Source organism: Candidatus Roseilinea sp. NK_OTU-006 (genome assembly GCF_012931985.1).
Lineage (GTDB): Bacteria > Chloroflexota > Anaerolineae > J036 > Brachytrichaceae > JAAFGM01.
In genome coordinates, this window is sequence record NZ_JAAFGM010000007.1 from 60,184 (window position 1) to 74,038 (window position 13,855).

General features: G+C 66.9%; 2 protein-coding genes. Both read right to left on the reverse strand.

Annotation, left to right across the window (positions count from 1 at the left end; all coding sequences use genetic code 11):
• Window positions 1–3: 3 nt before the first annotated feature.
• On the reverse strand, window positions 4–11,469 hold the full coding sequence (locus GXH28_RS06015) for a DUF7507 domain-containing protein (protein WP_169238119.1): 11,466 nt from the start codon (window positions 11,467–11,469) through the stop codon (window positions 4–6).
• A gap of 776 nt (window positions 11,470–12,245) precedes the next feature.
• Window positions 12,246–13,688 (reverse strand): redoxin domain-containing protein, encoded by a 1,443-nt coding sequence (locus GXH28_RS06020; RefSeq protein ID WP_169238120.1) that lies wholly within the window; start codon window positions 13,686–13,688, stop codon window positions 12,246–12,248.
• Between the last annotated feature and the right edge of the window lie 167 nt (window positions 13,689–13,855).

Here is a 13,855-nt window from a genome sequence, read left to right on the forward strand (position 1 = left end):
GCCTCACTCCGCGCGCATCACCACCGGCAACCACAGCCGGTAGGCCGACAGACCGACGCGCGCCTGCACCGGCGGGCGATGCACCGTCTCGCGGCCGGCGGTGTCCACGTCGGCCAGCCAGTACCACCACACGCCGTCGTCGGGCGCGGTATCCACGTAGGCATAGCTCGCCCCGCTCGTCCCGCCCATGGCAGCCGGCACGCTGGCGATCAGCACCGCCTGGCCGAAGTCGTTGGCCGGCGCGCGGTACAACCGGAAGGCGAAGTTGTCTTGTTCAGTCTCGGTCTCCCAGGCCAGCGTCACCTGCCGGCCGCTCACGGCGCTCACGTAGAACGCCCGCAGCGTCACTGCGGTCGGCACGCCGATCACCTCAACCTGATCGCTCGGCTCATTGGTCGGATTGTCGTGCGCATCGCGCGTGCCTTCGCCGATGACGGCATAGTTCGTCGTGCTCACGATGTCGGTGATCACGCGGAAGGTGACGGTGATGACATAGCTCTGGCCCGGCAACAGCGGCGCGCCGAAGCCGTGCGGGCCGGCAGCGGTCAGGTCGTCCCATCGCAACTCACCGGGGTCTATGACGTTCGGCGCCGGCGTCGCGTGGGTGTAGCTGAGCACGCCATCGTCGAATTGGTCAACCACCCGCAGCGTGGTGATTGCGCTTGGGCCGGTGTTGGTGACGCGAATGGTGAAGGTGATGAAGTTCGGCGCGATCAGGTCGGTGTCATAGCCCACCAGTTGTTTCTGGATCGCCACCGTGGGTTGCACGGGAGTGACGTACCAGTCACTGATATTGTTGGCCGGGTCGTCGCCAGGGGTGTCGGTGGTCACCACTGCATTGTTGATCAGCAGCACGCCATAGGTTGCTAAAGGCGAGATGCGCACCACCACCGTGATCACGACGTGCTGGCCAACGCTCAAATCGCCCAGCAGCCAGGTGAGGATCGAGCCGCTCACGCTGTTGGGCGCAGGCGTTGCGCTCAGGTAGACCATTTGGGAATCCAGCGTGTCGGTGACGATCACGTTTTGCGCAACGCTGGGGCCGAAGTTGGTGATATGCAAGGTGAAGGTCACCGTCGCGCCGGGCACGGTGATCGAGGTGTCGCTGTGCTTATGCAGCGCCACCTCGGCGCGCGCCTGAACCGGCGTGGAGATCACGTCGGTGTTATTGGCCGGATCGTCGCCGGCGGTGGAAGTGCTCGCCGTCGCCGTGTTCGTGATCAGCGCGCCGCTGGGCAGGGCCGGGCTGACCAGGACGGTCACGGTCAAGATCGCGCTCTGGCCGGCCGGCAGCGCGCCCAAGGCCCAGGTGATCACCTTGCCGCTCACGCCGCTGGCCGGCGGCGTCGTCGCGAGCAGGCTCACCTCCGGCGGCAATGTGTCGGTCACCACGACGTTTTGGGCATCGCTGGGGCCGGCGTTCGTCACCACCAGCGCGTAGGTCAGCACGGCGCCGGCCTCAACCACGGTTGGCGTGGCCGTCTTGTGCAGCATCAGCTCGGCCAGGGCTTGCGTCGGCGTGTCTATCGAGTCCGTATCGGTCAAGCCGCTGCCGTCAGCGATGACGACGACATTGGTGAGCAGCGTGCCCGTCGGCACATCGCTGGCCACGCTCACCACGACGGTCAGCGCACCGTTGGCCGGCGGGTTCAGCGTCCCCAGCGACCAGGTGACCACATTGCCGCCGACGCCGCAGGCCGGCGCGCAGCTCTGGACGGTGACGCTGGGCGGCAGCGTGTCGGTCACGACGACCGCCGGCGCCGGCGCATTGCCGCCGACGGTGTAGTGCAACGTGTAGGTCAACACGCCGCCCGCCGTAGCCACCGGCGGCGTAGCGACTTTGGTCACGCTCAGCGCGTGGCTGCTGGTCACCGTGCTGGTGGTGGTGTCGGTGCTGGTCAATCCGCCGGTCTCACTCAACAGCGCGGTGTTGACGATCTGCGTGCCGTTGGGCAATGGGCTGCTGATCTGCACCACCAGCGTCACCATGCCGACGGCCTGGGTCACGCCGCTGCCAGGCGGCAACAGGTCGCCCAGTTGCCACACCACCGGGCCGCTGTTGCCAAGGCCGGGGTGGCTGGTGGGCGGCGGTATGGCCGTGAAGAATGTGGTGTGGGCCGGCGTGGTGTCGCTCAGCGCTACGCCCAACGCCGGCGCGTCGCCCGTGAGCGTGTAGCGCAGCGTGTAGGTGAGCAGACCGCCCGCCGTGGCCGGCTCCGGCTCGGCCGATTTGGTCACCTGCAACGCCAACGATGAGACCACGGTGTCCGTCACCGTCGCGCTCGTCGGCGTTGTTACCTCGGTGCTGGTGACCGACGCTGTGTTGGAGAGCACCAACCCGTTCGTGAGCGGCAGATGGACCGTCACCGCAAAGCTCAACGTCACCGGCGCGCCCGGCGGCAGCGTGTTGATCGTCCAGCTCAGCAACGGCAGCGCGGCGTCGCTGTTGGCGTCGCCGCCGGCAATCGAGCCGGGCACATAGCCGGTGTGGGCCGGCAGGCTGTCGCTCACCGTGACGGCGTTGGCCACGGCGTTGCCCGCGTTTTGCACCACGATGACGTAGCTCAACACATCGCCGGGTTGCAACGGGGCGCCGTTGGCATCTACGCTTTGCTTGCTGAGCAGCAACACCGGCGCGCTGCCCACCGTGGTGGTCGCGGTGTCGGTGTCGGTGACGCCGTGGCTGCTGGTGACATGCGCCGTGTTGACGATCGGCGTGCCATTGGGCAAGGGGCTGGTCACCTGCACCACCAGCGTCACCACGCGCGACGCGCCGACATCGAGCGCGCCCAACGTCCAGCTCACCACGCCGCCGGACTCGCCGCACGGCGCGGGGCCGCAGCTCACGTAGCCGGTATTGGCCGGCACCAGGTCGGTGATCACCACGCCGGTGGCCGAGACTAAACCGCTGTTGGTCACCGTCAGCGTGTAGGTCAGCAGCTCGCCCGCTTGCACGATGAACGGCGCAGACTTGCTCAGGTCGAGCGCCGATTGGCCCAGTTGAACGCGCGTGGTGTCGGTAATCGGGCCGTAGTCGCGCTCGCCGGGCGTAGGGCCGGGCAGCGATGACCAGCCGGCCGCCGCCAGGTTGTCCTCGACCGCGCCGGGCGGCGCGTCGGCGTCCACCTGCGCGGTGTAGGTAATCACCAGGGCGCTGCCGGGCGGCAGCGAAATGCCCAGGCCAAAGGTGATGGCGAAGTGACCGCTGAGCGCCTCGTAACTGGTCAGATAGTCGCCCGATCCCAACGCAGCGCCATCCAGGGTCAGCCCAATCAACACGGGCGGTGCGGCGCGCATGTGCAGCGGCAAGGTGTCGCTGAAGACCAGGTCGTAGGCCGCCGAGACCGTCACCCCGTTCGCGTTGGTGAGGCGCACGGTGTAGGTCACAAGCTGGCCGGCCCCGACGACGCTGCCGCTGGGCGGCTGGCTGGCCTTGAGCAGCGCGAGCGCCGGCTCGGTCACCGTCACCTGCGTCTGGTTGGAGAGCGTCGGCCCGCCGTCCTGATGGCGCAGCGTGGCGACGTTGGTCAAAACGTCGCCCGCATTCGCGCCCAGCGGCGAGGAGACCACCGCCGTCACGGTGATCAGGCGCTGTTCGCCGGCGGGGATGCTGGCAAAGGTCACGGTGAAGGCACTGCCAACGACCACCGCGCTGCCGCCCGGCGCGTTGACGCTGTGGAGTTGCACGCGCGCGTCGAGCTGGTCGGTCACCGTCACGGCATAGAGCGCGCTGGTGATCGGCGGCTCCGGCACGACCAAGACGTAGGTCACCACGCTGCCCAGCGTCGCCGTGGGTGGTGTGACCGACTTGAGCAGCGTCGCGTCCGCCGTGCGGTGGGAGACTGCGTCGCTGCCATCGCTGTACGAGCGCTCATCCGGCGCGTAGGGGCCGGGGCCGTCGCCCGGTTGCGAGTCGTAGCCAGGCAGCGTCGCCGTGTTCGTCAGCGTCAGATTGGCGCCGATGGCGGCGCTGACCTGGGCCACCACCGTAATCACCGCCACGCCGGGCTGGCCGCTGTTCCAAGCCAGGCCCCACAGTGCGCTCACCTGCCAAGTCAGTGTGCCGGTCGCGCTCACCGGCGGTTGCGCCAAGAAGGCGGCCGTGGGCGGCGCGTTTGCGCTCAGCGTGGCCGTCACCAGCGCCAGGCCGGCCGGCAACACATCGCTGATCACGATGTCGTAGGCCGGCCCGTGGCCGTCGTTGGTGATGGTCAGGCGGTAGGTGATGAGGTCGCCGGCGCCGACCACGCTGCCCGGCGGCGGCGTGCTGTCTTTGTCCAGCGCCAGGCGGGGTTGGATCACCGCGCTGGTGGCTGTGGCGCTGACGTGATTCGGCCACGGATATTCGAGCTGGGCGTAGTTGGTGGGATAGAACAGGTCGGTCTGCGTGATCCACACCGGCGCCAGCGTGTCTATGCGCAGGCCCACGGCCTGCGCCTGGAAGGTCAGCGTCACCACCGTCGGCGCGTCTTGCGCGCTGGTGATGGGCGCGAAGAACCAGCGGATGACTTGCTGGCCGGGCTGCTCGGTGGTGTTGGAGATGCGCTGGGTCAGGGTGACGTTCACCGCGGCCGGCGTGTGGGCGAGCGTCTCGCTGTCGGTGATGTACCACACGCCGGGCGGCAAGGCATCCAACAGCACATCGCCCGACGCGCCGCCCCAAGCCGCGCCGGCGGGAATGGTGAAGACGACGCGGTAGGTGATGAGGTCGCCGACGCGGATGACGCTGGGTTCGACCTGTTTGGCGATGCCCGGCCCGCCGGCGCTCACCGTCGCGGTGGCCGTGGTGGTGTAGGGCCGAACGCCGGGGACGGTGTCGGTCAGCGAGTGATACAGCGCCGCCACGGTGTTGGTGAGCGCTGCGCCGAGCAGCGCCTGCGAGATGCGCGCCGTGTAGGAAAGCACAATCACGTTGGCCGGCGCCACGTTGCTCAGCGTGCTGACGAACCAGGTGATGACGCCTGGGCCGGCCGCCGGCGCGCCCTGCGCGTCGCCGCCGAACAGCGCAGTGACGCTGATGCCGCCCGGCAACGCATCGGTCACATAGATGGCATAGGCCGGACTGCTGCCGGTGTTGGTTAGGCGCAGGGTGTAAGTGAGATAGGCCAGGCCGTCCAAGCCAACGGTCACGCCGCTGCTGCTTTCGACGTGCTTGCTCAACAGTAAGTTTGGCTCACCAACGGTGGTGCTCACCACGTTGCTGGGGGTCACCGGCGCAGTGCTGTGGCTCAGGCGCGCCAGGTTGGTGATCACGTCGCCGGCGTTCGGGTCGGTGGCCGGGCCGGGGAATTCGTGCGAGAGACGCGCCGTGACGGTGATGAGCGCCTGCGCGCTGGCGGGGATCGCGCCGAACGTCGCGGTGACTTGCTGGCCGGCCACGCCCACGCTGCCCGTCAGCCCACCGGTGAACGTCACCGCTAGGATGAACAGGCGTGGGTCGAGCGTGTCGGTCACCAGCGCGTTGTAGAGCACGGCGGTGATCGGCGTCGCCGGCACAAACAGCGTGTAGGTCACCAGTGTGCCCAGCGTCGCCGTCGGCGGCGGCGCAAACTGGACCGACTTAGCGATGCCGGCGTCGGCCGTCTGCACCGCAGCCGCGTGCGAGCCGCCGCTGTAGCCGCGCGCAAGGCTGCTGATCGGCTGGGTGTCGGTCAGCCAAGCGTCATAGCGCAAGAAGGCGTGGTTGCTGAGCGTAACGTTGGCGGTGATCGACGGCGCGACCGACAACACAACTGTAAGCGTGAGGGCAGTGTGTTGCAGTGAAGTGAACGGCAGCGTGGGCGTCAGGTGGCTGACCCGCCAGGTGAGCGCGCCGGTGGCGCCGGGCGATGGCGCAGCCAGCAGGGCCGGCCCGCTGCTGTCGTTGGTGCTCAGGGTGTAGGTGAGCAGGCTCGTGCCATAGGGGATCACGTCGGTGATCAGCAGGTCGTAGCCGGGCAGCACGCCCTGGTTAGAGACGGTCAGTGTGTAGGTGATCGCGTCGCCGGCGCCGACGAAACATCCGGCTCGGTTCAGCCGCGTCACCAGCGCGTCGTCAAAAGCGCACTGGCGCGTCAAGCAGTTATTGCTATAGAACCCCACCGATCCCGGCGTGCGCGGCGTGGGATCAACGACGTTGATCAGCAGTTGACCGTCCACATAGCCGCGGATGCGCAGACCGCCGGGCGTCTCTTCTACTTGCGCCTCCAGGTGATACCACCGGCGCACTGTCGGCGTAAAGGTAGTGGTGGCCAGGTTGGTGGTCGCAGTCCCGCTGATTTCTTGGAGTTGGAGGTTGGTGCCGCCATCGCTCAGGCGCAGGCGCAGCCGGTAATGTCCGCCGGCCGTGTGGTGGAAGATCAGCCCCGCGCTGGCGGTGTCATCGGTAGTCGAGACGATCGCGCTGTAGCTGTACTCGGCAGCCGTGAACCCGCTGCGCACGAGGATCGCGTCTGTTGCGCTGCCGCCTGTGCGCACCACAACGCCGGCTTCGTTGGACCACGCGCCGGCCACATTCGACCAGCCGGTGGGCGGCGTGGCGTTGGGGCGGTTGAAGTCGTCCTCCAGCAGCGTGCTGCTGCAACCGTAGGGCGTGAGGTAGCGCTTGCCTAAGTGGAGCAGCGGCTCCACCGTGCGCGCCTGGGCCGTGTCGGTCAGCGCCCGAAATTGTCCATCGTCCACGAAGGTGAGCAGCAACGTGTTGGTGAGCACGGCCCCGTGGTTGGACTGGGGGATGTCCTGGATCACAGCAGTCACCACGCCGTTGAATTGCACGGCGCCGGTCAGCGCGCCCAGATTCCAGGCAATGTTGCCGCTGGCATAGGGCGCCGGCGCGACAGTCGGTGCAACGTTGAAGGTGGCGGTTGGCCCGCCCTGGCTGCCATCCACATCCACGGTGTAGGCCAGCGTGGCGGCCACATAGCCCAGCCCAATGGGCAAAGTGTCGGTCAAGCGCGCCTGGTCAAAGATGTTGTCCGTGTCGTTGGTGGCGCCGGTGAATGTGAAAACCACGAGGCTGCCGATGGTGCCGGTTTGCACGGCCGGCCCTTTGTCGAACGCATCGTTCAACGTCACGTAGGCGACGGTCGTGCCCTGGGCGGCGAGGCAGCCGCCGTCGCATTGCGCCGTCGCAGTGACCACGTTGCGGTTCACGCCGGTCTCGGTCACCACCGCGGTGACGATGGCGCTGAAGGTCGCAGCCGGCGGAAGCGTGGCCAGCGTCCAGGTGAGCGTGTTGCCGGAGACCGCCGCGCCGTTGGTGGCGGTGATGTTGGTGAAAGCGCTGCCGGCCACGTCGGTGATCACCACGTTTGACGCCGTCCCGCTGCCGGTGTTGGTCACGCGCACCGTCCAGGTGACGGTCTGGCCGGCGGTAGCGAACTGGAAGTTCGGCGATTTGCTCACTGCGAGCGCCGGGGCCTGGGCGGTCAGGGCGACGCTGGCCGTGGCGGTGTACGGGCCGCTGTCCGGGCAATCGGGCGCATCGTCGTCGTAAAGCAGCGTCGCGGTGAACGGCCCGCCGGCCAATGCGCATGTGCCATTGCTGTTGGCATTGCGGACGCGCAGCGTGATGGTGGTGAAGCCGCTGGGCAGCACGCCCCAGGTGTAAACCACGCTGCCGCCCAGGTCGAGCGTGCCCGAAGGCAGGGTGCTGGCAAGCAGCGTGTCGCTAAACACGTAGCCGCCGGGAAGCGCGTTGGTCAGCACGACGTTGTAAGCCGGCGGGCCGTCGTTGCGCAGCGTGAGCGTGACCGCGCCGCCGCACACGTTCAGCGCGTTCGGCGCGATTTCGGCAGCGATGCCCGGCGCGTCGAAGACCGGCCGGGTGCGGATGCGCACTTGCTGGGCCGGCGAGTACAAGCGACACCCATCCGGGCATCCCCAGCTCACTGCGGCGGTGTTGAAGGTGTCGGTGAGGGTGCAACCGTTGGGCTGGCTCACCACCGCCGTCACGGTGAACACGACGCTGCTGCCGGGGTTGAGCAGCGGCAGCGACCAGGTGATCGTCCCGCCCAGCGGGCCGGGCACGGGGCCGCTGTAGCCCGGCGTGGCGCTGACGAACACCAGGTTGCTGGGCAGGGCGTCGCTGATCACCAACAACTGGGCCGGCGCAGCGCCGCCGGCGTTCGACACGGTGACGGTGAAGACCACCACATCGCCCGGCTCGCCGTAAAGGTACACGTCCGAGGGCGACGTGCGGCTGAGGTTTTGCCCCACCTTGCTCAGCGAAAGCTCGGCTTGGCGCGCCGCCAGTAAGAAGCTGGAGCTGTCGGTAAGGTAGGGATTGCCACAGGTATCGCGATAGCCGGTTTGTATGCGCAGTTGGCCACCCTGAAAGCCACAACTGGCGCGCACCACAAAGCGCACGTAAACCGTCTCGCCGGGCCGCACCCGCGCCAGCCAGGCGTCCAGCGGCGCGCCGCTGCTTGGCCCCCAACTGAGCGTTGAGCCGCTGATCGCAGGCTCCGGGCCGGGTTGCCAACTCAGGGTGTCGGTGCTCACCTCGGTGGTGCCGGCCACGTAGAACAGGCCGGCCGGCAGCGTCTCGGTCACCGTGGCGGAGTACACGCTCAGCAGGCCGGCGTTGCGCACGGTCGCGGTGACCGTGCGGGTATAGCAGGTGTCCAGCGGCGAGAACGTCTGATTGGTGTTCAGCAGCACCGTGGGCGGCAGCTCGACCACCGACGTGACCGGCCCGCCCCCCAAACAGACTTGACCCAAGCAGCCCTGCACGCCTGAGAAGCGGTTGGTCAGGTCGGTGCACCCGATGATCTCGGCTGCGTATTTGATGGTGAGCGCCTCTTTGGGCTGAATGACCGGCACTTCCCAAGTGACCAGATTTGTGGAGGTGATGAGGGTGATGCCGGCCACCGACCCCAACGACGAGGTGATGCTGGCGGTGGCGAAGCGCAGCCCGCTACCCAGGGCGTCGGTAAGCACCAAGCTGTAGGCCGGGCCGGCGCCGGTGTTCTTGGCGATCAACGTCCAGGTCACAACGTCGCCGGTGGCGTAGATGCGCTCCGGGAATTTGGTGAGCAAGGGCAAGGGCGCCAGGCGCAGCGGAGCGGCCAACGTCCCGCCGGCGTTGCAGCGCTCATAGTAGGTGTCGTTGTTGCTGCACAGGCTCTCATAGTGGATCGTCCCCTGCAACGGCGCCGGCGGACCGCCGCACCTCAATTGCACGCGCAATTGCACCGTCGCCGTGGTGGCTGCGGTGAACGTATCGGAGTAAAACCAACGGTAACCCGTGCTGTCGGTCTGGGTGAAGACCGGCGTTGCGCCGCCGAAGCCCAGCACATCCAGCACGGCATAGGTGCCGGTGGGCACCACGATCACCGCGTCATATGCGCCCACGCTTGATGTGCGTTGCGCGGTGAGCGTGACGGTGTACACGCCGCACGCAGCCACGTTGGGCGGCAGCCCGCTGGCGCTCAGGGTCATCTGCGGGGCGAGCGTCTCCACAAACACGCCCTCGGCGATCACATCCCCGCCGCTGCACACGCTGTTGCCGCTGACGCCCAGGTTGAGGTACGACCAGTCGTACCATGACGCATTGCTGCACGAGTTCGTCTCGCCGGCGGCAGTGGTGTAGGTGATCACCAGCGTGGCGCCGGCTACGTTTGGATTGCACGGCGGGGTGATGTTGGTGATCACCAACTGCCCGCCGATGATCGCCTGTGAGAATGTCGCCGTGCACGAGATCGGCCCGTTGCCCACCCACACCTGCGCCGAGCCGGTCACGTAGCTCTGGTTGGTCAACGCCTCGGTAAAGATCAGGCTGCTCCACGTCGGCGTGACGGCGAAGCTCGGCGCAAAGGTGTAAATGTTCGTGTAAGTGAACGCCGGCGTGCTGCACACGGCCGCCGGCGCCGAGACCAGCTTTTGGCTCTGCACGCCGTCATCGCATTGCAGGTAGGTCACGCTCTGGGCGGTGGCAGTCTGCTGACAGGCGCGGCAGTCCTGCAGGGTGGCCGTCACCACGTTGGTCAGCGCCTGGCCGCACAAAGCGCACGTGCCGGCGGTGTTGCTCACCACAAAAACCGGGGTCAGCGTGGTGCTGCCGGTCACGGCCCAGGTGATGTAGGTGACGCCGCCCAGCGTGAAGCTGACGCCGCCGCCGGTGCTGACGATGGCAAAGCCGGCCGGCACCTGATCGGTGACGATCACCGTGCCGGAGACGCCGCCGGCGTTGACGGTGATCGGGGTGGTGATGAGCTGGCCGCGATAGACCTCGCCCGGCGCGCTCTTGCTCAGGCTGAGCTGGCCGGGCGTGTTGGTCAACTGCCACGCCCCGGCCTGCGGCGCTTCGGTGTAGAAGAAGTTGCAGGCGTCGCGATAGGTGACGTCGAAATCAAAGCTGCCGCTGAGCGGCGCGGCGCATACGTTGGCCGGCGTGGTGAGCGTGAAGACCAGGTTGAAAGTCTGGCCGGGCGGGATGGGCGGCAACTGGAAGGCGCCGGCCGTGTAGGTGGCCGGCGCGCTCACCGTCACGCTGAACGGACTCAGGTTGACCGGCAGCGTCACCGAGTAGGCTGTGCCGTCGCCGGTGTTGGTGATCGGAATCGTGAAGACGGTGCCGCCGCCACAATAGTTGACGTTGAACGGCGGCAGGGCGTAGTCGAGGTCGGGGAAGCGTGGTTGCAGGTCAATCGAGGCCTTGGCCGTTTGCGGCGCCAGGCACGCCCCACCATTGCATCCCCACGTGGCGGCCACGCTGTTCTCCAGCCCGCTGCACGCCACCACCTGCGCCGCCACGGTGAACGAAACGCTCTGGCCGACCGGGATGGAGACAAATGTGGCCGAGGTGATGCCGCTCACAAGTTGCAAGCCTGGGCCGAGCGTGTCGGTGACGCGCACGTTGTACACCGTGCCGTAGCCGGTGCTGTCCACAAACACCGTCCAGGTCACCACGTCGCCGATGGCGGCCGGGGCCACCGCCGGCTCTTTGCGCACGGTGATCGCGCCGGGGTTCACCACATACTCGGCCAGCTTGACGATGGGCGGATGCGCATCTTGCGTCAGCGTCACCACCACTTGGCCGGAGACCGCCCCGCACGTGCTGGTGAAGACCGCTTGTTGCGTGATCACGGCGTTGGGCGCCACCGTGCCCACGTTGAACGTGGCGAGGTTAGCGTTGAAGCCGCCCGGCAGCGCGGCTGTGATCGCCACGCCGGTGGTCGTCACGGCATTGTTGGCCGCCACGATGGTCACCGTGAGCGGATCGCACAGGTTGATCGTCTGCGGGGTGAGGGTGACGGTGACCTGGTTGGCATAGATGGTCTGGCTGCCGAACGGCGGGCCGTTGGCTTGCGTGGGTGGGCTTTGGGTGGAGGATGCGCGGACCGACGTCAAGGGGGGAAACCAATCCGGCAACGCAGAGGGCGCAGGCGACGGACCTAAGTCGCCCGGCAGCGCAAACCAATCCGGCAATACGTCCGCCTCATCGGCGGCGTCCGGCGAGGCAAACCAGGCCGGCAAGGCTTGAAGCACATCTGAGCGAAGTGTGGCCACTTCAGCGCGGCGTCCAGCCGCGTGTGACGGAGCGGCAGCCATGAACGATTGCGGGAGAGGAACAACAAGCACAATGAGGACGAACAGTCGTAACGCATTCATTAATTCATCGCTCCATGTCTCGCCGCAGCACAGTGGGACGTGCTCCCTTGTGCAGAGTTAAATACGGAGGCCAGGCTTGTAGCTAAATATAACGCCAGCAAAGCCACTCGAAAAGTCCGTTCGTGTCACGGGCGCGCATACCGGACGCGTCCGTGACACACACGCACAATTGCATCATTCCGAGATACCCTAGCCATTGCCTTCGGTGGGGAATATAGCGCAGGAATGCGGCGAGTTTTTCTGCCGCGGGGGGCAAAATAGGGGGCATGAAGACATCAACCGCTCCCAGCTACGCGCAGCAGCGCGAACGGTTCCTGGTCTTGGCCGCCAAGGCCTAAGAAGAATTCGAGACGTGGGATGACCAGCTCCCGGATGCCATGCTCGCTGAGATCGAAGCCATGCGACAGGCGTTGATGGGCCGAGGGTTGGAGATGCTGAACAATCGCGGAAGCGACGCGGGGACTGACTTAGGCTGAGGCGGCGGAGCTGGCGGGCTCAATGCTTAGCGGATGCGTTATGCGAGTTCCGCGCGCAAGGGTTGCCGATTGGCAGTGGTGTGGTGCAGAGCGGCTGCAAGACGATAATTTGGTGCTTTTGGGGTGCTCCCTCAATCGGCGCGATGAGCAACAGCACCATCTTCGTCGCGCCACGCATCAAGGCACGCGGCTCAAAATATCTGATGGTGCGGGATAGTCGTTTGCGTCTCTACCGATGTGAGACCAGATGATTCGTCCCTTTGCGTCTATGATAAACACTGCCGGCGCCGCCAGATTGTCGCCCAGGCGGTTGAACACGCCGAACGCCTCGCTCACAGCATGCGACTCGTCGGCGAGAACCGGGAACTCAAGCTGGCCGAGTTGCCGCACCACGCTTGCCTGTGTGACGCCCTGAACGGCGATGGCCAACACTTCAGCACCGCGCGCGCGGAAGCGATCGTACTCCGTCTGCATGGCACGGAGTTGTTGCTGACATGACCCGCAGCCGGCGCTGCGATAGAACAGCAGCACGACCGGCTGGCGCCCGCGATAGTCGCGCAGCGACACCATGCGGCCATCCTCGCGCGGCAGGGTGAAATCGGGCGCTGGCTGTTCGGTGGGCAGCAAGTCGGCTAAGAGCGGCGCGATATAGTCGGCAAGCTGATCGGCGTTGAGCACGCCAACGTGCCGCGCGCGCATGCCTCCGGTTGCATCTATGAAGATCGTCGTGGGGATGCCAACCACGCCATACATGCGGCTGACGGCGCCGTCGGCGTCGCGCAGCAGCGGATAGTCCATGCCGTTGGCCTCGGCGAAGGCGCGCGCAGTGGCTGCATCTTCGCGCAGGTTCACCCCAACGACGACTAAGCCGCGTCCGCGATAGCGCTGCGCGAAGTCGCCAAAGTCGCGCGCCTCGGCGCGGCAAGCTGGACACCACGATGCCCAAAAATTCAGCACGACCACTTGGCCGCGAAATTGGCTCAGGCGGACAGGCTGACCGTCCAAGTCGAGCAGGGTGAAGTCTGGGGCTGGATTTTCTGGAGGCGCCATAGGTGCCGGAGGGGGGGTGCGCTCATCCACCACCGGTTGCGGCGCAAGCGCCGGTGTTGGGCTGGCAGTTGCTTGACCTGCGGAAGCGAGCACCAACGGCGTAGCCGGCGGCGTTGGCAGCGCAGCCGCCAGGACTGAAGGCGTGGGCGGAGCGCTAAAGCTGGCGTAAAGCCCAACTTTGGCGCGCCGGCGCCGTTCGGCCATCCACTGCTGAGCGTCGGCTTCCGAACCCAACCGCGCCAGATAGGCCTCGACGACGAGCAAGCGGCGGATCGCATCGAGGGCATCGCTCTGCGGCACCCCCTCCCGCGCCAAGGCAGCGTCAAACGATGCCTCATCCTTATTCCAGCGGCGCAGCAACGCGCGCAGGCGCGCGGTAGCCTGATCCGGCGTGGCCGCGAGGCCGGCCGCCCGCGCTTCACGCAAGACGAGTCGCTCGTTGACCAGGCGCTGGAGCGATGCCTCGGGCGTCGGCGCGGATTGGCCGGCTAGCGCGCTCATGGCGCGGTCGAGCGCCAGCGCCCGCTGCCATTCCTCGCGGGTGACTACTTCGCCATCCACTTCTGCCACGATGATTTGGGCGGTTGAGGTAGGTGCAGCAGGCGGAGGACGCCAACCCGTTCGCGGCGCAGTCGCCGGCGCTGCGCACCCAGCAAGCATGAGCACAAGCGCCACACACCCGACGTCTCGCGCACGCTCCAAGCGAAATCCTGTGCTGCCGTGCATTGCTACGCCAT